This window comes from Amycolatopsis sp. NPDC049868, assembly GCF_044461365.1.
In the GTDB taxonomy this organism is placed as follows: domain Bacteria; phylum Actinomycetota; class Actinomycetes; order Mycobacteriales; family Pseudonocardiaceae; genus Amycolatopsis.
On record NZ_JBITKV010000018.1, the window covers coordinates 93,139 to 114,807 of the forward strand.

Consider the following 21,669-nt stretch of genomic DNA (forward strand, 5'->3'; position numbering starts at 1 on the left):
CGATCGCGCACGGCTGGCTGCAGCGAGATGATCTGGGGCCTGTCCTGTGGATCTTCGTCGGAGTGGGGGGGGCGATGCAGGCGAGGATGATCTCGGCTCGGTGGTAGGCGGCTCGTTTCGCGAACCTGGTGGCCAGGCCGCGGAATTGGTCGGGTAGCCGGGTCACGTTGCCGTGACCCGGCCCCTCAGAACCGGGGCGGGCTCACTGCATCGGCGACTTCGGCCATGCCGACCGGAGCGGGGAAGGCTGGTCGATACTTGGCCGAGGCGCTGTCGCGGCTGCGCGAAGCCGATCTGTCGCCCGGGTCGGTGACCGATCGGAAAGGGCTGGCCGGCCTCATCGTCCACCGCGACCGCTGGCCGGATGCCCGCCGTGCCCTTCATCTCTCGGACGTAGAAGCCGTCCCGGGCGCCGGAATACCCTGGTGACCGGGCTCGAGGGGAAGCCGGACGCCGTTGATGACATAAGCGAGTGTGTGGTAATGCCCGATGAGGAAGAGCAGTTCGATGAGCTGACGTTCGCTGTAGTGGCCTGCCAGGACGCGCCAAGTAGCGTCGTTGATTCTGTGGCTACGGTGAAGTTCGTCGGTGGCTTGCAGTATGGCGGAGTCGAGAGGTGACCAGGCGGGGTGCTCTGGACCATGGATGATTTGGTCGAACTCGGCGGCCGTCAGGCCGGCGTTACGTCCGAGTCGTGCGTGGTGGCCCCATTCGTAATCGCACCTGGTGAGTGCCGCGGTACGCAGGATGGCGAGTTCACGGTCGCGCGGGGGTAGCTGACCGCGAAACAGGAGGTGCAGGGCCAGAGGATTGGAGGCGTCGGCGAGTTCCGGGTGGTGGGCCAGGGTGCCGACGAGGTTGGCGTTGCCGATGCCGGGATCCGGGATTTCGGAAAGTGTCGCCTGGAACGACGCCGAGATGCGGTCGAGAGGCAGCGGAATCATGCGGGGTGTCGTCACGGCAGTACCCTTCGTGGTTCGCTCCGAGTCTCGTCCAGCCACCTCGCCACCGGCTCGGCGGCCGAGTCGACCATCGTGAAATGGTTTCCGGTCACGGTGACCGCGGTATGCGGCAAATGCCACACCGCGCCGTTGTCGGCGGCGGCGACGTGCAAAACCGGGACAGCGATCGGCGCGGGTTCCCAATCGTCCATCATGCGCAGGTATGCGCCCATCGCGCTCAACCGGGTCATGCCCACCTCGGTCACGCCCAAGGCTTTCTCACGTTCGATGAAAGCGGTGAGGAGCAGCGGCACGTCCTGGCGGACGAATCCGTTCCCCGGCCACGGGGAATCCAGTAAGACCAGCCCGGCCGGTGGCTTGCCGATGAACAGTTCCGTGACGAGGTGTGCGATCCAGCCACCGGAAGAGTGGCCGCACAGCACGTAATCGCGGTCGGCGACCAGGTTCTTGACAGCGGCCGCATGGGCGGCCGCCAGCGCCGCGCGATCGGCGGGCAGCGATTCTCCCTCGACGAAACCCGGCTGGGACAACGCGTAGACGTCGCGGCGACCGTCGAACGAGGCGGCGAAACCTGCGTACTCGCTGGGCGCGCTCAGCGGGAGCACAGAAGGAAAACAGATCACCACCGGTCCCGCCGCGCCGCTCGCGAGCCGTACCGCCGGCCGCGGCTCGGGATCGGTGAACACGGTTCGCAGCCGCGAAACCTCACGTATCATCTCCGCCGCCGTTTCCGAGGCCCCTGACGAGCACAACCGCCGGTAGATCTGCTCGAACCCCGACGGCAGAGCGGTGTGGTCCTGTGCGGTGAGATGGTCGGCGAGTGACCGCGGCGTATCGTGGTCCAGCACGATCGCCGCGGGCAGCGGGCGATCCAGTTCCCGCTCCAGCCGGTTCCGCAGTTCCACCGCCAGTAACGACGTATACCCCAGTGATCTGAAACTGGCGTCCGCGGGCAAGGGATCCGGTTCCCCGGTCACCGCGGCGGCCGCCGATCGGACGGTTGCCAATACGTCGGTTTTCACCGGTTTGTCACCGGGTACCGGTTCGGCCGACTGGCGGACCGGTTCGACGGCATCGCCGATCCAGTGGCGTTTTCGCTGGAACGGGTACGTCGGCAGCGTCGCGTACGCACCGGCGCCGAGATACCACTTCACCGGAAATCCTCGCGTCTGAGCGTCAGCTACCGCACGTTCGAACCGGCACAGATTCCCCTCGCCGGAGCGAAGGCTGGCGATCGTGACGACATCGGCGATCTGCTCGACGGAGGAAGTCAGCACCGGGTGCGGGCCGACCTCCACGAACCTGCGGTGCCCTCCGTCGGTCAACGCCCGGATCGTTCGTTCGAACGCGACAGGCTCCCGGAGATTGAGGTACCAGTACTCAGGTGTGAGCGTTCCGGTATCGACCAGCGTTCCGGTCACCGTCGAGTAGTAGGGAATCGAGCCCGACCGGGGAGCGATCCCGTCCAACTGGGCGAGCAGTTCGTTCCGGATCTCGGCGATCCCCGCCGAATGCCCCCGGAAATCGGCCGGAATCCTGCGCGCGCCCGGAATCCGCGCCACGGCAGCCTCGATCACTGCCACATCTCCCGATACGACCACCGATCGTGGATCGTTGACCGCCGCGACCGTGAGCCCGTCTCCCCAGGCTTCGCTGTCCGCGTTCAGCGGAAGCCACGCCATCGCGCCGGGGACCCGGCGGAGCAGCTTGCTCCGCACCGCCACGATCCGGGCCGCATCCGGCAACGACAGTCCGCCCGCGACGTGAGCCGCCGCGATCTCGCCTTGGCTGTGCCCCACCACGGCGTCCGGCTCGATGCCGTACGACTGCCACAGCCGGCTCAGCGCCACCATGACCGCGAACAACGCCGGCTGCACGACATCCGCGGTCTCTTGCTCGACCGCACCGGTCAGAACCTCGGACAGCTTCCAGTCGACATAGGGCCTCAGTTCCTGCTCACAGTGGGCAATGGATTCCGCGAATACGGCGGATTCCCGGAGAAGTTCACCGGCCATTCCCGGCCATTGCGCACCTTGCCCGGAGAACATGAACACAGCAGGCCCTGGGGCACTGGCCGTGCCTACCACGAGGCTGGGGCTCTCTCCGCCGTTGACGAGCGCCTCGAGCGTCGCCTGATGGTCTCGGAGCACGACCGCTCGATGCTTCAAACTCGTCCTGGTCGCGAGCGCTCGTGCGACCGAGCCCGTAGTCCATTGTGGATTCCGCCGCACCGCTCCGAGCAGCTTCGTGGCGGTGGCACGTAGCGCCGGTGCGGTTCGGGCGGTGAGTACCCACGGCGCCGTGTCCGCTTCGGTGCAAGGCGTCGCCCGCTCCGGCGGGGCTTGTTCGAGGATCACATGGGCGTTGGTACCGCTGAGACCGAACGCCGACACTCCGGCGCGGCGTGGCCGGTCCGTGTCCGGCCAGGGAATGGGCTCGAGCAGCAGGCGTAGGGCGCCGGCTGACCAGTCCACGTGCGGATTCGGCGCCTCCACGTGCATCGTCCTCGGCAGCGTGCCCTGCCGCATGGCCAGCACCATCTTGATCACCGAGACGAGCCCCGATGCGGCTTGCGTATGGCCGATGTTGGACTTGACCGAACCCAGCCACACGGGCTCGTCGCGCGCCACGCCGTAAGTGACCGACAACGCTTGCGCCTCCACCAGATCACCGAGCGGGGTGCCGGTACCGTGCGCCTCCACCACGTCGACATCGGCCGCCGTCAACCCGGCGTTGCGCAGTGCCTGCCTGATGAGCCGTTGCTGAGCGGGACCGCTCGGCGCTGTCAAGCCATCGGAGGCACCGTCCTGGTTGACCGCGATCCCGCGGACGACAGCGAGCACACGGTGGCCTAGTCGCCGCGCCTCCGACAAACGCTCGACGACGATCGCGGCGGCGCCCTCCGACCAGCTGACGCCATCCGCGTCCGCGGCGAACGCCTTGCACCGGCCGTCCGGCGCCATCGCCCGCAGCCGGCTGAACTCGACGAAGCCGGCCGGCGTGCAGATGGCGGTCACGCCTCCGACCAGCGCGCTCGAGCACTCGCCACGCTCGATCGCGCCGACGGCCAGATGCAACGCCGTGAGCGAGGACGAGCAGGCGGTGTCGATGGTGATCGCTGGACCCCGCAACCCGAGGAAATAGGCCAACCGGCCGGCCGCGAAGTGTCCCGCGATCCCGTTCAGCAGAGTGCCGTCGAAACTGTCCGGTGATTCGGACCATCGCGGCCCGTAGTCCGTGGGCATCATGCCGACGAACACACCCACATCCGTGTCTCGCAAGGGCTCCGTCGCGATCCCCGCTTGTTCCAGGGTCTCCCAGGTGACCTCGAGCAGCAGTCGCTGCTGGGGATCCATGGTTCTCGCGTCCCTCGGCTTGACGCCGAAGAACTCGTGATCGAAGTCGGCGATGCCATCGATGAACCCGCCCACGTCGGTCATGGACTTGTTCGGTGTGCTCGGGTCCGGGTCGTACAGGTCGGTCGGCCAGCCTCGATCCGTGGGGAACCGGCTGCGGACGTCACGGCCGTCGATCAGCGCCTGCCACAGCTCGTCCGGTGACCCGATGCCACCGGGTAGCCGGCACCCCATTCCCACGATCACCACGGGATCGTCCGGTTCTTGTGTCCGCGCGACGTGACTCGCGCTCTCGCCCTGACCGGTTTCCGGCGCTTCGGCCACCTCCGCGGAACGGCCTCGGTGCACGACTCGTCCATGGGCGTCGACCGCAGCGAGGTCGCCGGTCCTGAACCAGCCGTCGGGGGTCATCGCGGCGCCGCTCGCGCCGGGTTCGTGTAGGTAACCACGGAAGAGGGACGGGCCGCGGAACTGCAGCTCCCCATCGACCACCCGGACCCGGGCCCCGGAGACGGGTGAACCGACCGTGCCGGCGACGACGTCGTCCGAATCGCCGGGACGGGTGAACGTTCCGGCTCCCACTTCAGCCGTACCCCACTGCGTGACCAGCCGGGCACCGAGTTTTCGCCGGATCCCTTCGACCAGCGCCGGCGATGTGGCCGCGCCTCCGGTGCGCACCTCACGCAGGGCCAGGTTCCGGGCAGCGCCGAACCTGCCGGCGATGTCGTCGAGCTGCCCAGGTGCCGCGTATAGGACGGTGGCGCCGACAGCGGCCGCCAAGCCGAAGAACCGGTTCACGTCCCACTCCGGGAGCAGCACCTGCCGCCCCCGCGCGAACAGGCTCACATGGATGGACTGCAGGCCGAACGGGTGGGTGAAGGGGGCAGCACTGACCACCACATCGGTCTCCGCGGCAGCGCCGCTCGCGGCCACCGCGGCCGCATTGGACAGCAATCCGTCATGACTGTGGATACAGATCTTCGCTCCTGAAGAAGGCACCAGCACGAACGGCGCATCGGGAGTCACCTGGACCGGTCCGGGCCGATGACCGGACCACTCGTCCAGGTGGACCCGCCAGGTCGCCGGGTCCACGACCACGGCAGGGGCCACTCGCTCCAGCAAGGTCTGTGCCGCGGCTGGATCATGCCCGGGCAGCGGAACCATGACTGCACCGATCGAGGCGACGGCCAGGTGCAGGGTCAGGAATTCCCAGCCATTGGGCAGCCGTGCCGCGACCACCTCGCCCGGTTCGATTCCTCGCTCCTGCAAGCCTCGTGCCAACGCGTCGGCGTCCGCCTGCCATTGCCGCCAGGTCCAAGACCGTTCGCCGTCCGTCGCCGCGATGTCTTCCGGTGCCGCGGCGACTGCGGCCGAGAACACCGCCGGAAGCGTGTACCCCGCCAAGCCTGCCGACGGTGGATCGACATGGTAGTCAGCGGTGGTGATCCTCATGCAACGTTCCCAGGGACGAATTCCTGGTGGTCATCGCCGGAGTGCGCGCCCTGCGCCGAGAGGCCGGCCTGGTTCAGGATCTGGGCGGCCAGCTGAGTGATGCTCATGCCCTTCATGATGTCCATGACCCGCAGCCGGACACCCAGTTCGCGTTCGATCCAGGAGTTGATCTCCACGGTGAGAAGGGAGTCGAGGAGGTTCGCCAAGGAGGTGTCCTCCTCCAGCTCATCGCTCGGTACGCCCAGGACCGTGGCGATCCGTGCCCTGAGTTGCGATGTGAGAAGGGCCAGACCTTCCGCCTCGGGCCGGGTTTGCAGCTGACGGCGCAGCGAGGTTCCCGATGCGGTACCGGCATCGAACTCGGCCGGCGCGAGGCTCGTGGTGGTCAACTCCTGGTAGCGCGGTTGCGTATCGACGGTGATTCCGTGGCGACGGAAGAACTGGGGCCAGTCCATCCGTACCATCCCGACTTGCGAGGCCGTGGCCGTCAGCAGGGCCATCAGGGTGCCGAACGTTTCCTGTGCGGTGGTGCCGCGCATTCCTCGCGCCGCGACCGCCCGTGCCACGTCCTTGTGCCGCGCGACATATCCCACGTCGGTGATCGCCCCCAAGTTCACCGACAGGGCGTGTCGGCCGCTCGCGCGGCGCACCTGCGCGAGGTGGTCGAGGAAAGCGTTGGCCGCGGCGTAGTTCGCCTGTCCGCGGTTGCCGATCAGGGACGTCGCGGAGGAGAAGAGCACGAACGCCTCGAGCTCACGATCAGCCGTGAGTTCGTGCAGGTTCCAGGCACCCTGCACCTTCGGCCCGAGCACCCTATCCAGGCGTGACTCGTCCAGATCGGCCAGTAGAGCATCGTCGAGAACCATCGCGCAGTGCAGGACACCCCGTAGTGGCGGCAACTCCCGATCGATGCGGACGAGCAGGTCCGCCATGGCGGACCTTGACGTGACATCCACCGCCGCATCGAGAACATGGACGCCCCGGTCCCGGAGATCGGTGATCCGGTCCTGCTGGTCGCGGTCCTGGGCGCCAGTCCGGCCGACGAGCACCAGGTGCTGCACACCGGCGTCGGCCAGCGCGTCGGCCATGGCCGATCCGACCCCACCCAAGCCGCCGGTGACCAGCCAGGTCCCGGCCTGTGCCGCCGCCGACAGGTTCGACGACCGCGGCGGCCGGGCCGCGATCCCCTGTTGGTCCATGGCGACGATGAGCTTGCCGACATGCTGGGCGGTGGACAACTGCCGGAGCGCGGATCCCGCCTCGGAGGGGTGGAAGACGCGGTGTGGCACCGGCCGGAGGGTGCAGTCCGTCATCAGGTCGAAGATCTTGCCCAGCTCGTCGCGGACCGCTCGAGGGCGTTCGGAGAGCAGGTGCCGAAGGTCGAAACCGATGTAGGTCAGGTTCCGGGTGAACGACCGCAAGCCGAGTTTTCGATCGGTCAGCGAATCGTGTTTGCCGATCTCGACGAACCGTCCGAACGGTGCCAGGCAGGACATGTTGCGGGCCAGCGCCTCACCGGAGCTCGCGCTCAGGACGACGTCCACCCCGGCCCCGCCGGTGATCGCCATGATCTCGTCCGCGAAGGCCGGAGTCCTGGAATCCATGACATGCGGGACTCCCAGCGACCGAAGCAGTTCTCGCCTGGCCGGGCTGCCCGCCGTCGCGAAGACCTCGGCGCCGCACAGCCGGGCGACCTGGATCGCGGCCAGCCCCGTTCCACCGGTGGCCGAATGGATCAAGATCCGCTCGCCGGGCTGGAGCCGCGTCAGCGTACGCAAGGTGTGCCAGGCAGTGAGGAACACGACGGGGACCGACGCCGCCTCGTCGAAACTCAGCCCCTCCGGTTTGGCGACGACGTTGACGGCATCCAGGGTGATGTGCGAGGCAAGGGTGCCTTGGGCGCTGCTGATCGCGACCACGGGATCACCGATCCGCAGGCCGTAAGCCTGGGCAGCCTGGTCTCCGACCCGTGTGACGACTCCGGCGCACTCGGTCCCGAAGCGGTAGCTCCGGCTGGACTCCAGCTGCGGGACCTGCCCCAGCGCCGTCATCACATCGATGAAGTTCAGGCCTGCGCTCAAGACCTCGATCTCGACCTCGCCCGATCCGGGCGCCGGCCGTTTCGTCACCTGGTAGGTCAGATTGTCCAGTGCGCCCGCGACTGGCGTCTGGAGCGCGAAGCCCGAGCCGGCGGGCAACTGGGACGAGGCGGTCGGGGCATGGGCCTCGGCGGCTGTGGTCGTCACGAGCCGGCGAACGAAGCGTTCGCCACCTCGCAGAGCGATTTCATGTTCGTGGCCGCTGCGCCAGAGCTCGGCCCAGACTGCGTCTCCTTCACCTGCTGCGGGTTCTCCGTCCAGGTCGATCATGGTGCATCGCGACTCGGGTATTTCGAGGCCGGCGACCAAGCCGAGCCCCCAGGTAGGAGCGCTTTCCAGGTGAACTGTGTCCGTGCGGAAGGGATGCGCTCCCCGCGTGATCAGAACCAGCCTCGGCACGTCTTCGTGCGCGGCACGGGAAAGGGCCTGCGTGAGATCCACGATCTCGAGGCAGGTGTCCCTGATCGCCGGGTAGAGCATGTCCGGGGCGGCTGTCGCCGATGCGGTGTTCCCGAGATGCAGGACACCTTCCAGCTTGATGGCCTCGAACACCGGAGCGTAGTCCTCGGGATGGCCACGGCGTACGGTCGCCGAATCACCGGTCCACTCGGCGGAGTCGCCGTGCCGGACGAAGATCGGGCGCCCGCCGCGTTCGGTGATGCGTCGGCCGAGATCGGCGCCGAGCCCGGTCGATTCCCCGGCGATGAGCCAGGCGCCACACCGCTCCGGTCCCGTACCGCCGGGTGCGGCCGCGCGGGTCGCTTCCGGCTGTACCGGCGTGCGGGCGAGCAGGACTGCCTGCGCGCCCGCCCCGATGTGACCGGGATCCCCTAGCGCGGTCGCCTGGTCGTAGCCTGCCGCGCGCAGCCGTTCCTGCCACGCGGTGGACGGCAGCAGCGGCCCATCCTCGCGAAGTTCGGTGTCCTGGAACAGCCACCACCCGGAGGTGAGCCCGAAGGACAGATCCAGCCAGCGGTTTCCGGGAGTGGCCTCGATCATCGCCAGCACACCACCCGGGGCGACGACCTGGCGGATCCGGCGCAGGGTGGCGGTGACATCGGTCGTGGCGTGGACGACGTCCGAGGCCACGACCAGGTCGAAGGAGCCCGCCTCGAGGCCCTGGCCGGTCAGGTCTCGCTCGAGGTCGAGCGTCCGGCATTCGACGACGGGCTCGTCCCGGTAGCGTTCACGCGCGCTCTGGACGAGCGTTTCCGACAAGTCGGTGAACAGGTACTCGTACCGGTCGGTGGGCAGCGCCGGCAGCACGCCGGCGGTGAGGCCGCCGGTTCCGCCGCCCACCTCCAGCACACGGAGGGTGCGACGGCTGTCTGCGGTGTCCGCCAGCAGGCGCACCGCGTGGGTCACGAGCTGGTTGTAGAACCGGGCGACCGGGGAATTCCGGTAGATCGGTTCGATGAGCGACGCCGACCCGGCGGGGAACAGCAGTTCCAGCGGATCGATCCGGCCGGACAGGATGTCGCCGAGCCGTCCGCCGGTTTCCCGGATCACCTGGAGCTCCGAAAGGCAGGACGGATAGCGGTCCACCATGTCGGCCCACTGCCGGCGCGGGTCGAGGTCGAAGTCGCGCTCGACCCGGAAGCGCGCGTCGTGCTCGCTCAGGAAACCGTCTTCGACCAGGAAGCGCAGGAATCCGGCGAAAGCCCGTTCGTATCGTGGCAGGACGTCCGGGTAGTCCTGCACTGAGAAAACGGTTCCCTCGACCGGCTGATGGCCCAGCGCGGTAAGGCACTCGGCGACGTAGGCCGCGCAAAGCGCGCGCATGTCGGTCTGGTACACGCTTCCGTACGTTCGGCGCCGCAGCCTGTCGGCCAGTGCGCCGCACATCGGTTCCAGCGCGGCTTGTAACTCGTCGGGCCCCAAGGTGACCGCGCTGTTCCGCACTTCGGAGCTCGTCCGCCCCCTGGATCGCCACACGAGTTGCTGGAGCTCCGCACCGGTATCGGTCGTGGCGGATTCACGCACCAGCTTGCCGCGAATCGGCATCAGCTCCGCGAGCAGTTGCCCGTCGCCGTCGAAGACCTGCACGTCGACGGAGAATCCCGTGGTGTCGAGTTTGCGGACCCGAGAGTGACACCACACCGGCATGGTGATTTCGCCGTAGACCCGAACCCGGTCGATACCGGTCGGCAGGACGGAGTAAGGGATGAGCTCGCCCGGGCGGTCTTCCGAAGGATTCAGGATCGCGACCTGCAGGCAGGCGTCCAGCAACGCGGGGTGGAACAGGTATCCGGTCAGCCGGTCGGTCAGCACATGCGGGGTTTCCACCAGCGCCAGTGACTCACCCGTGCCGATGTGCAGCCTGCTGATGCCGGTGAAAGCGGGACCGTATGCATATCCGGCACGGCGCAGAGCACCGGATACGTCCGCGCCGTCCCGGGTCACCCGGCAGCGGGCGCGAATGGCGTCCAGGTCGACCTTCTGTGCGGAGAGGTCCGGGGCGGCTATCCGGCGGAACCGGCCACGTGCGTTCCGGATCCAGGTGTCCTCGCGCACCGACCGGGAGTGGACGTCGAAGGTGCCCTCGTCGGGATCGAGTTCGATGCGCGTGATCTGGGGTTGCCCCTCGGTGAGCACGCAGGGGCGCTCGTACTCCACGAACTCCAGGCCACACAGGTCGCCGGTCAGCGAACGGGCGCTGACCAGCGCCCCTTCCAGATAGGAAGCACCCGGTACGACGATGTTGTCGAACACCTCATGGCCCAGGACCCAGGACAGCCGATGATCTCCCCACTTCACCTCCCAGGTTGGCCTCGGCGCGTCGATCGGCCGGAGCATGGGGTGGCTCTGCACGGCGATGCGCCGCTTGCGCGACAGTTCACTCTCGTGCCAGAACCGTTCCCGGATCCAGGGGTTGGTGGGCAGCTCCATTGCCGGGGCGCCCGCTGGATAGCGACGGTTCCACCGGATGTCCCGCCCGGTGACGTACAGCTTTCCCAAGGTCTTGGAGATGCTGTCCCAGTCGTTCGCGCCACGTTTGAGCGACGAGAGCACGAGCACGTGGGGATGCGTGTCACGGAGGCTCTCGTTGATCGCATTACCGAGTACAGGATGCGGGCTCAGCTCGATGAAGGTATCGAATCCGTCGTCCGCCATCTCCTGGATCGCCGACGAGAACAGCACTGGCTGCCGGAAGTTCTCCCACCAGTACGGTGCCGACAACACCGCACCCGACACCCGGCGGCCCGAGACCGTCGAGTACATCGGAATGGTCGTGTCCCCGCCTTTGACGCCGTCCAGCTCCTCCAGCAGCTTTTCGCACAACGGATCCATGTCGGGGCTGTGACAGGCGCAGTTCACCCGCAGCAGCCGGGTGAACACACCCCGTCCCTCGAGCTCGTCGGCCACCGCCTTCAGCACTTCCCGGCGACCGGAGAGGGTCGAGGAATCCGGGCTGTTCACCGCCGACAACCACAGCGCGCCGGGATGCTGTTCGCACAGTGTCAGCGCTTCTGCCCGGTCCACCGCGGCGAACAGCATTCCGCCGGTCGGGTCGGCGAGTTCCTGGATCGCGGCGCGACGGCAGATCACCTTCAGCGCCGTTTCCAGGTCGAGGGCTCCGCTGACGTAGGCGGCGGTGATCTCACCCATGCTGTGGCCCGTCACCCCGTCGGGTTCGAGCCCCGTCGACTTCAGCAGCTCCACCAGCGCCACCTGCAACGCGAACATCGTCGGCTGGAGACAGTGGGTGTGGTTGATGGGGGAGGACTGTTCGTCCGCGGCGGTCAGTGCTTCGTGGATCGACCAGTCGAGATATTGGCGGGCGACCCTGTCACACTCCATGATCGTCGCTCGGAAGACCTGGCTGGTCTCCAGCAGCTCGCGGCCCATGGCGAACCACTGTGGGCCCTGGCCGTTGAAGACGAAGGCAAGCTTGCCGGCATTCCCGGCTTCGCCGGAAATCGCACCGGAGGACTCCTTCCCTTCGGCGTACGCGCGCAGCTCCGCGGCGACCGCCTCCGGAGTGGTGGCCGTGACAGCGAGGCGATGACGGTGGTGGCTCCGGCGCAGAGCCAGGTTCGCGCCGAGCCGGTGAAGGTCCGGCCGGCCCGATGCCACCCGGTCCGCATGAGCGGCGGCCAGGAGCCGCAAGGCCGGCTCGCTGCGGGCGCTCAGCGTGAGCAGCGCCGGTGCCGCTTCGTCCTCCGGCGTAACCGGCGCGGACGTGGGCTCGGGCGGATCCATGAGGATCGCGTTGGCGTTCGTGCCACCGAAGCCGAACGAATTGACGGCGGCCACCGGCCGCTCGTAGTACGACGGCCAGTCGAGACCGGCCTGCGGTACCCGCATCCGCCACCGCTCGAAGTCGATCTCCGGGTGCGGCTCGGCGAAGTGCAGGCTCGGCGGGATCCGGCGGTGGTGTACGGACAACGCGGCTTTGATCAACCCCGCGATACCGGCGCCGCCCTCCAAATGCCCGATGTTGGTCTTGATCGAGCCGACGAATGCGATGCGCTCCGGTTCCCGCCCGACGGCCAACGTGCGGCCGAGCGCCGCGGCCTCGAGGGGATCACCCACCGGAGTGCCTGTGCCGTGGGCCTCGACATAGCCGATATCACGTTCGGCCACACCTGCGTCGGCGAGCGCCGCCCGGAAGTTGGCTTCCTGTTCGACGTCATTGGGCACGGTGATTCCCTGGGTGCTGCCGTCCTGGTTGACGGCGGTGCCGGCGATCACCGCGTAAATCCGGTCACCGTCGGCCTGTGCCAGCCGCAAAGGTTTGAGAACGACGACGCCGGCACCCTCACCGCGGACGTAGCCGTCGGCCGTCGCGTCGAACGCCTTGGACCTGCCTTCCGGCGAGAGCATGGCGGCTTGACTCAAGGCGATGGTGCCCTGCGGCGCCAGCATCACGTTGACCCCACCGACGATGGCCAGGGTGCTCTCGCCCCGGCGCAGGCTCTGGCACGCCTGATGCACAGCCACCAGCGAGGACGAGCAGGCCGTATCGATCGTCATGCTCGGGCCTCGCAGATCCAAGGTGTACGACAGCCGGTTCGACAGGATACTCATGTACATGCCGGTGGCCGAGTGCGTGCCGAGCCCTTCGATCTCCTGCGGGGCGACCTGCAGCCAGCTGTAATCCTGGCTGCAGGCACCGACGAACACCCCGGTCCGGCTTCGCGCCAGGCCGTCCGGGGCGATGCCGGCGTCCTCCAGTCCTTCCCAGCAGACCTCGAGCAGGAGACGTTGCTGGGGATCCATTTGCTCCGCGACGCGCCCCGGAATATCGAAGAATGCCGCGTCGAAATGGTCGACCTGGTCCAGGAAACCGCCGAACCGGGAATTCATCCGCCCGGCCTGCTGGTAGCTGTCGGCGAAGTAGTGATCGATGTCCCACCGTTCTCGTGGAACCTCACGGATCGCGTCCGTGCCGTCCGCCAGCACCTTCCACAACGAAGCAGGCCCGGTGGCGCCGCCGGGAAACCGGCAGCCGATACCGATGATCGCGACCCGGTCGCCGTCGTCTTCAGCGTATGCCATGAGATTCCTCCACGTTCGTGATGTGGAAAAGCACCGTCAGTACTTGTGAGGTCGCGCAAACGTCCTGAGGTGCTCGCACATCGGGATACCCAGGTGCGGCAGGAAAGGGGTAACGGCCGCCATACCATGAGCCATTCGGCCTGCGACGGCCCAGCAACCAGGACAAACCACGGCGCACGCTGCTGTCCGCGGCGGTCAGCCCGGCGTGCACGAGTGTCTCCAGCGCCCATGCGGTCTCCAGCTCCGCCGAGACGGTGACCGCCATGCTGTCGGACTCCGCCCCGGACCAGCTGCCGTCCGGCTGCTGGCGGCGCCGCACGAGATCACGCACAGCCGCGACCTGGGGGTGGTATCCGAACCGGGCCAGCACGATGGTCACCGGCCGGACCACGTACCAGATGGAGTTGTAGTAAAAGCGGTTGGCGCCGAAGTCCCCGGCAGGCTTCTGGGATCGTGTAAGAAACGTCAGCGCATCGTCGAGAGAATCTGGCTTGGCTTCGCTGGCCAGCAGTGCGATCAGCGCGAAAGCGGTGACGGAGGGCATCGACTGAAATCCAGGGGGAACGCGTGGATCGACCAGATCCCAATTTCCCTTGCGGTGCTGCTGGCTCCTCAAGAAATCTGCTCGTTGCCATGCTGCTTCGCGAAGTCCAAGCCGTGCCAGCGTGTCGATGTACTCGCCACTGGTTTCCGTGCAGTAAGACGCCGGCCCGATATCCGGGATTCCGGAGTGAATCATCCCGTTCGGCGCTTCGCAGGAATGAAGAAACCGCAGTATTCCGCTGACGACCGCCTCGTCCTTGAATCCGACCGTGTCCTGCCACAGGGCGAACGCCTTGAGAGCGTTGACCGAATCCCAGTTGTGAAATACCAGCGAGGCGGGATCCTCGGCGATGGAGCCATCGGGTAGTCGGCAGCTTCGAAGATACTCCAGCGCGTCGATGACCAACTCGGGAAGGGTCATCTGATTGCGGTCGAGTAGGCGTGCTAGCTGTCGCTCGGCCCCGATGGAAGAGCGTTTCCCTGCGCGATTCGGCGTGTACGTCGTACTCATGACTGATCACCGGTACTCGGCGAGTCGAATATGACCGGCAATTCACGAAGACCATTGAGGGTAAAGGTAGGCCGAAGCACCAAGGCCTCGGGTGGCACCGCCAGGCGGAGGTCGGACATGCGCCCGATGATGACGTCAAGTGCTGTCTGAGCCCCGACGCGCCCCAGCGCCGCTCCGGTGCAGTAATGTTTGCCGCCACCGAAGCCCAGGTGTGCCGTCTTCTCGCGGTCGAGGGAGAACCGGTCCGGCTCGGCGAAATGATCGGGGTCGCGGTTGGCCGAACCGAGCGCGACGATCACCAGTTCGCCGGCGGGGATACGTTGACCGCCCACAGTGACCTCCTCGCTGGAGAAGCGCCACTGGCCGAGCCGTGCCGGTCCGTCGAACCTCAGAAACTCTTCTACCACGGCCGGGATGGACGACCGTTCGGATTGTACGGCCGCCGCCAGTTCTGGCCTTAGAAGCAGTCCGAGGACGGCGGTGCCGGTCAAGGTCGCCGTCGTGTCGGTCCCGGCGATGAACGCATGTATGAGCAGGGTGACGATGTCCTCGGTGAGCCCGCCGTCCCTCTTTAAAATCTCGGAGACGGACGTGATCAGTCCGTCCTCTTGTGTCGGAATTCGGCGATTCACATACGCGGTCAGTAGTTCCGCGCAGTTGTGTGCGGCGGCGCGAAGTAAAGTCTCGTCCTGTTTGGCATCGAGAGACACTGCGCGTCTCATGAATTCCAGAAACGTCCCGCGGTCACATTCCGGAATTCCGTATGTCTCACACATGACCGTCACGGCGACGGGAACGGTGTACTCTGCTATCAGGTCAATTCGTTCACCGCTCGGTATCGCGCCGAGGAACAGTTCGGCGACTTCCCGGATCCGAGGGGCGCGGGCCTTGGCTCGTGCCGGCGTGAAGAAGGCCGCTATCGGGGCCTTGAGCCAGCCGTGTTCGGGAGGGTCCGAGCTGGAGAGATTGCGACCGAACGCGGCCAGCATGTCCGTGGAAGCCGATCTCCAGTCGACCTGCTCCCAGGCCTGTGGATACTGACGTGTGTCACTGGCGAATCGTGGATCGGCCAGAACCAGCCGCACGTCGTCGTACCGGGTCACCAGCCAGCAGGACAGCCCGTTCGGCAGCCGCACCCGGGGTACTGGTCGATACTTTCGAAACCAGGCCAGTACGGCGTTGGGGTCGGTGTAGAACGCGTCATCGAACGGTTCGTCAATATTTCGCGGCCGAACCGGGCGGCATTCATCGACAGAGTGAGATTCAGCTGCGTTGATCATAAGTACGCTACCTCGGTTCCGCGTCGAAGGCACAAAGCGCCGGTTCCCCGCACACCCTTCCTGAACTCGCACGGTTGGCATGCCTGGCTCGCCAAGACTGCCCTGGAACGTCTTCGGAGCTAACTTTCTCCAGGTCTGCCGACAGATGAAGCAGGCTGCTCTCAGGTGAGACCGACCATAGTCGTGATCGCTCACGGTCTCCGACTTCATTGGCTGGTGGCCAGACTATGTCGGGATCCCGGCAGAGGGGAACTGTCAATCGGGCACTGATCATTTACGAAAGGCCACCTGCCGGTAATTCCGGCAACGCGTCCGGTGGGCCTGCGGCTCCTCGGTCGATCCGACACGACGGTTCTCCCCAGTAGCCCATTTGTCCCGGATCAGGTGCCTCCTCGACGAGCGCCTCTAGCTGCCAGGCACGAGAGACCCCGTCGTCAGCGGTCCTGGCGGCCATACGTGAACCGCCAGGACCAGGCGTGAGCCTGGCATTACTGACCACCTTGAGCGTCTTGCCCGCCGCTGAGGCCGCGATCGGCCGTGTCCCTCGGCCGCAGCGAGATGGTCGCTGGACACACCCGCTTCCTCTGGTCATCGTCGAGCGTCGAGTAGGCCGGTCGAACGGATGGCGTGTCATTCGCTTCACCGGCGCGCTCAGCGAGGGACGGTCGTTTGCGAGCATCGCAAACTGCGACTGGAGTGCTAGCTCCGGGTCTTGGGGGGCTAGCAGGCTGGCCTGAACGGGTTCGATTGGTTTCGATCGCTTTTCAGGTCGCGGGGTGTGGTTGATGGCCCGTTCAGCGGGCTGGTGCCGGTTCCGCGCTCGACTCGGACCGCGACGGCCTGACCGAGGGCTTGGGGCCGCCGCGAAGCACGGCAGGTCTGCGCTGGTGGAGATATACTAGAATAACAACGACGAAGCCTGAGAGTGCGACATTGCCGATTCTTGTGCACCTGCTCTTAAGTTGGAAGCTCTCCCTTTTTCGGCGGTTCATTGTCGTCTCCACGCTCCATGAGTCTCATGATCTCTTCTCCGATGGTGGACTCTGCTGTATCCTGGTGGTCTTCCTGTCGTTGCTTGTTGAGTAGTTCTCGGATTCGCTTCAACTCTGTTGCGATTTCCTTCAGCTTTGCTTCTGGGGCCGCAGACGACGTTGCTTCGGTCATTGAACGAATGAGCATCATGTCTAGTGGAAACTCGTCCTCATATGGTTCGCCATTGTTGTCGGTGTAGGAAATCTTCACGACCACCTGATCTGGCGTCGGCTCAAAATTGACGAACTGGCCACCAACAGAACGGCCGGAGTAGTAGATGTTTTCGAGCGACAACCCAGGAGGCATGACCGGTATGGGCACTGCATAGCGTCGCTTCAAGAATGGCGTGACGCTCTGCCTGGCTTTTTCGGGCTCAGGATCCGGGATGGGCGGATCGAACGACACCCTGACGTTGCGGGCCATGCTGGGGCCATGGTTCTTGATGACGAGCTTCTGGCTCCCGCGGACGTACGGCACGTTTTCGAGCCCGGCGGTGACCATCGGCCGGCTGCGGTTCTTACTGTCGCGACGAGCTTGCCTGAGCGTGCGTACACCGTTGAAGGCGGCTACGGCTGCTGAAGCCCCTCCAACTCCTGCGGCACTTGCGGCAAACCAGGCCGGTTCTAGCCAGCTCACGTTGATGGCTCCTTTGACTTCTGTCATCTGGCACGAGTGGAGGTTAACCTGTCCACTCCTCATTCTGCCCTACGGTGATTGGATCAAAGTCGCAGCTCGTGGATGTAGATCGATCACCGTCGGGCGAGCGAGCGGGGTGTCAGGGTGCTACGAAGACAAGAGGTCGACGAGGGAGTCGAGTATGCGTTGTCATTTGTGGATGCGGGAGGTGTTGGTCGACCGCGGCGCGGTTCTGGCCGCGACGGACTGGGAACGGGAATTGCAGGTGTATCCGGCTCTCCGCCCCTCCCGAAAGCCATGCGTGAGGCCTATACTGCCCCCGTCCTCGAAGCCGCCGAACTCGCCCGCGACGAACTCGTGCTCGGTGCGTCATCGAGTCTTCGTTAGCTGCAACGGATCCCGCAAACGGGCGTGGGCGGGCAGAGTGGAGAGCCCGCTGGCCGTCACGGCGAACGGCTCGACGTCTGGATCAAGCAGATCGATGCCGCCGACGCTGCCGCATAGCGCCGGCGCTGTCGAAGGCAACGTCAACTTTTGGATGATCAAAAGAAAGAAGGTATGGCCTGGTCTCCTTCAACCTGCTCGGCAAGCTCGCCGTCGCTTGCGTGCGGTGTCTCGGTGTCTGTCCGAAACGCGCTCTCAGCCACCGAGCGGGCGCCCGGTCTCGACGAGATGACTCACTTCGGGCGTGAGCTGGTTGCCCGCCCCGAGTTTCTTGATCAGCTCGGCTACGCCGGCTGTCCGCAAGCCCGCTGTTGTCAGCTCGCCGTTGAAGCGCATGCAGTACGTGCGGGATGCGTGAAAGGCATGTGCCCTGCGGAGCATCTCCTGCTGGCCGGCGATCGTGCTTCGCCAGGCGTCACCCACCGGCAACCGGGTCAGTGCCAGGCGATCGGGCAGAACGACCTCGAGCGCTGCGTGGTACTGGTGCTCGGGCGCCTTGCGATGCGATAGTGACCGGGCGCTGTGGTCCGCTACCTCGCCGGGGTCCTCGTAGGGCTCGAAGAGATGTCGACGGACCTTGAGGATGCTCGGGTCAAACGCCAGACCCGGCGCGAACTCGTCCGCAACCCAGGAGTGGAACCTGTCCGGCGCCACGTTGTCAGAGCGTTGAAGGAAAACCATCAGCCTTAACACGCCCTGGTCGCCGCACGGTGCAGGGTCGGCGAGGCGGTCGACGACGGTGCTCGAGCCGTCGCCGAGGGAGCTGTAGCCGACGGTCTCCTCGAAGATCACCGGATCGTCCTGGATGAGCGGCCCGACGTTGGCGATGAAGCGGCCGACGTCCTCGTCGGTGAGGAACGTCGGTTCAGGGATGCCGTCGAAGCGCAACTCCTCCGGCAGCCACCAATCGACACCCGGAACCCGCGGCCAGAGGTCACCTTCGTCGTAGGAGACCCAATGGGTCCACAGGGAATGGATGCCAGGAAGCCGGCATGCGACCTGCACGTGGACGTCGCGCCAGTAGGCGTAGAAGTGGTCGACCGGGACCGACCGGCGACGACGCAACGTGTAGAACAGGGTCAGCGCGGTGTGCGGGTCGCGGCCGTCGGCCTGGTGCAGCACGGTTGCCATCGATCCATCCGGGCCATGTGTAACGCAGGGGGTCCGGTGCGACGCCATAGCTCCATCCTCCTCGACAAGGTGGCGACGCAAAGCTAAACCTGCGCCGTATGCGAGGGCAAGCACCAAGCCCAGATGGTTTATCCCGGAGGGTGAGCGCGCTGAAGTCGGTAGAGACCAAAGACTATTCTCGCGGCCTGTCGACTGGCCGGCACAAAACGCTGGAACAGTTCCTGCCCGAAACCGGGTGAATATCGTCCACGAGCGACGAACTAGGATCGGACGCCGCGTTGAAGCGGCTCGGTGATCGCCGTAACGTCGCGCTGATCGCGTCGGCCGTCAACCCGTTGTCCCAGCTGTAGGTGCTGGGCAGGGTGCTCCAGGACCTGATGCCACTGCCATGGCGGTCTCCAGGGGCCTGCCGTCAGAACGCCCGGCAAGACCGGTATCGGGTGGGGCTAGATGAGCCAGTGCTTTCGCCGGGTCGGTCTGCGGATTCGGGCAGATGCTCGAACCGTCGGATCCGCGCGCTGGACGTACCTCAAGTACCGGTTCTCGTCAGACGGTCCGCGAAGAATGGTGCGCAGGCGCAATCCGCGCGCCGTCAGGTTGACCGATGCGCGGGTGGGGAGCGGGCTGCCGGCCACCGGTTCCAGACGCCAGCGCGACGTGATGGTGGCAAGAGCGAGGACCATTTCGGTGAAGGCGAAGTCCATGCCGATGCACTGGCGGGCACCTGAGCCGAACGGGATGAATGCGTTGCGGGACGGCGCGGGTAGTTCGGTGTCTTTCCACCGATCGGGATCGAAACGCTCCGGGTTTTCGTGCAGGTCGCTTCGATGGTGGACGAGCCACGGGCTGAAGGCGAGGACCGTGCCTGCCGGGAGGTGATGTCGCCCGAGGTAGGTGTCGGTGGTGACGATGCGCAGTGGTGCGAACCACAGGGACGGGTACATCCGGAGGGACTCGGTGACGACGCGTCGTGTCAGTTCGAGCTTGGCCAGCTGGCTGCGGTCGGCGGGCTTGCCGGCCAGCACCGCGTCACTCTCAGCGCGTAGCCGGTCCTGCATGTCGGGATGCTCGGCCAGCATGTGTAACGCCCATCCCAGCACGCTTGCGATCGTCGCCGTGGGTGCGATGAGGAAGGTCATGGCGTGGTCGAGTATCGCGCTGTCGTCGAGGACAGGTTCGCCACCGGCCTCCATGGTGAGCAGCCGAGCCAACACGTCGTCCTCGTCGGTCCCGCCGGCCCGGCGACTTTCGACGGTGTCACGGACGGTCTGCCGGACATGCTTGAGCGCCGCGCGGTAGTGGCGATTGGTCGGGGTTGGGAACATGTCGAAGAAGGGCGGCCTTGCCAGGCGCTGGGCGAATCCGACGAGCACCGCGGTGAAGTCGTCCGCGGTTCGATCGGCTACGGCGGGGGGCAGGGCGCCGGAGAACAGCGCCTCCACGGCCACACGGATGGAGAGCCTGCGCAGCTCGGCTGGTATGTCGAGCTCGTGACCGTCGCGCCAGTCGCTGAGGACGGCGTCGATCGCGGCTGTCATGCTCGTGACGTAGCCGTCCAAACGGTCGGGCCGGAACATCGGCTGGAGCAGTCGGCGCGGGTGTCTATGCCGGTTTCGCGGACAGGTCGCGAGGCCGTTGCCGACCAGGGGCTTGACCAAAGCGACCAGCGGCCCGCCTTTGTCGAAAGTGTGGTCGTCCGCGAGCACCTGGTGGGTGAGTTCGGGATCGCAGATTAAGACGAGAGGGTTGGGGCCGAGCCGGAGCCCGACCAAGTCGGCATCTTTCGGTAGGGAGGCCAGAAAACGCATGGGGTCACGTGCCAGCGCCCAGGCGTGGCCAAGAAGTGGGACGGCTCCCCGTGCTACGGGGATCGCGCGGTCGGTCTTCATGAATCGATCCTTGTCCGAGGACGCAGCTTACGATTCTCGGTTCGGTGGATATCCGCTGCGGCGAGCGCGACAGCGGGACGACGAACACTCACCTGACCCCGCGCCGAGCCATTCGGATCCATAGCGCTCCGCCAATTACAGGTCCAGGCTGGTGTCCAATGGCCTACTGGAATTCTAACCTAGAGGAGCGGTAGTTCAGAAGGGGAAATCTGCCAACCAAAGTGACCAGTTTGTCAGGCGTCGATAGGCGATGGAGGCGACAGTCTGCGGCTAAATCGATCGGGAAGAGCATCTCCAGGAGGTCCGGCGTCTTGCCGGTCGGGTATGGGCAAGTCAGCGTTTTTGCGTCAGCGTGGAGCCTTTGTTCGACTTCGGCCTGCGCGCGAACATAGACATGCGTCGACATGCCGAAACTGTGGATATGGACGAAGGCTGAGAGTGGTGCCGCGACATTGGAGGCAAAGCCGGTCGCAGGGCGAAGCCCGCGTGGCGCGAGCTGCGCGCCACGACCGAAACCGCAGCGAGTTGCGCTGCCGCGTCCTATGGCCAGGTGTGGGACTTCTTCTTCAAACATCCGTCCAAGAGCCTCCGGCGGCTGACTGTAGCGGTGGCCGACGGAACTGGTGGCACGGTCGTGGTTGTCGATCACGTGGGTCGGCATGTACAGGTCAACACCGCAGGACGGTTGAAGGTTCTGCGTTGCCGAAGTTGCGATCGAGTCGTGAAATTGCAAAATAGAAGCGTCGGTGAAACACCGGTGAGACTGGCGGACATGAATGGGCAACGCTCTGGGAGTGCTGATGTAAATCCCATCGTCACAGTTCTGTCCTCC

Annotated in this window: 9 protein-coding genes; all 9 read right to left on the reverse strand. The window is 66.0% G+C overall.

Annotated elements, in window-relative coordinates:
• Positions 1-380: 380 nt before the first annotated feature.
• Positions 381-959 (reverse strand): carboxymuconolactone decarboxylase family protein, encoded by a 579-nt coding sequence (locus tag ACIBTM_RS41800; protein WP_395882673.1) that lies wholly within the window; start codon positions 957-959, stop codon positions 381-383.
• Complete coding sequence (locus ACIBTM_RS41805; RefSeq protein ID WP_395882674.1) at positions 956-5,770, reverse strand: alpha/beta fold hydrolase; 4,815 nt, start codon at positions 5,768-5,770, stop codon at positions 956-958. The genes ACIBTM_RS41800 and ACIBTM_RS41805 overlap by 4 nt, the downstream gene beginning before the upstream one ends.
• Complete coding sequence (locus ACIBTM_RS41810; protein WP_395882675.1) at positions 5,767-13,371, reverse strand: SDR family NAD(P)-dependent oxidoreductase; 7,605 nt, start codon at positions 13,369-13,371, stop codon at positions 5,767-5,769. The genes ACIBTM_RS41805 and ACIBTM_RS41810 overlap by 4 nt, the downstream gene beginning before the upstream one ends.
• Complete coding sequence (locus tag ACIBTM_RS41815) at positions 13,358-14,425, reverse strand: prenyltransferase/squalene oxidase repeat-containing protein (RefSeq protein ID WP_395882676.1); 1,068 nt, start codon at positions 14,423-14,425, stop codon at positions 13,358-13,360. Before ACIBTM_RS41815 ends, ACIBTM_RS41810 begins: the two co-directional genes overlap by 14 nt.
• Positions 14,422-15,705: a cytochrome P450 gene (locus ACIBTM_RS41820; RefSeq protein WP_395882677.1), complete on the reverse strand. Its 1,284-nt coding sequence runs from the start codon at positions 15,703-15,705 to the stop codon at positions 14,422-14,424. Before ACIBTM_RS41820 ends, ACIBTM_RS41815 begins: the two co-directional genes overlap by 4 nt.
• A gap of 957 nt (positions 15,706-16,662) precedes the next feature.
• Positions 16,663-17,400: a hypothetical protein gene (locus ACIBTM_RS41825; protein WP_395882678.1), complete on the reverse strand. Its 738-nt coding sequence runs from the start codon at positions 17,398-17,400 to the stop codon at positions 16,663-16,665.
• Positions 17,401-18,012: 612 nt separating this feature from the next.
• Entirely contained in the window at positions 18,013-18,948 is a 936-nt protein-coding gene (locus ACIBTM_RS41830; protein WP_395882679.1) for a hypothetical protein, read from the reverse strand.
• Positions 18,949-19,394: 446 nt separating this feature from the next.
• Positions 19,395-20,837, reverse strand: a complete 1,443-nt coding sequence (locus ACIBTM_RS41835; RefSeq protein ID WP_395882680.1) for a cytochrome P450 — start codon at positions 20,835-20,837, stop codon at positions 19,395-19,397.
• A 163-nt stretch (positions 20,838-21,000) separates the two neighbouring features.
• Positions 21,001-21,570 (reverse strand): hypothetical protein, encoded by a 570-nt coding sequence (locus ACIBTM_RS41840; RefSeq protein ID WP_395882681.1) that lies wholly within the window; start codon positions 21,568-21,570, stop codon positions 21,001-21,003.
• Between the last annotated feature and the right edge of the window lie 99 nt (positions 21,571-21,669).

Coding starts and splice junctions, on each gene's coding strand:
- ACIBTM_RS41805 (WP_395882674.1), bottom strand. CDS start 5,770: ATGAGGATCACCACCGCTGACTACCATGTCGATCCACCGTCGGCAGGC.
- ACIBTM_RS41810 (WP_395882675.1), bottom strand. CDS start 13,371: ATGGCATACGCTGAAGACGACGGCGACCGGGTCGCGATCATCGGTATC.
- ACIBTM_RS41815 (WP_395882676.1), bottom strand. CDS start 14,425: ATGAGTACGACGTACACGCCGAATCGCGCAGGGAAACGCTCTTCCATC.
- ACIBTM_RS41820 (WP_395882677.1), bottom strand. CDS start 15,705: ATGATCAACGCAGCTGAATCTCACTCTGTCGATGAATGCCGCCCGGTT.
- ACIBTM_RS41825 (WP_395882678.1), bottom strand. CDS start 17,400: ATGACAGAAGTCAAAGGAGCCATCAACGTGAGCTGGCTAGAACCGGCC.
- ACIBTM_RS41830 (WP_395882679.1), bottom strand. CDS start 18,948: ATGGCAACCGTGCTGCACCAGGCCGACGGCCGCGACCCGCACACCGCG.
- ACIBTM_RS41835 (WP_395882680.1), bottom strand. CDS start 20,837: ATGAAGACCGACCGCGCGATCCCCGTAGCACGGGGAGCCGTCCCACTT.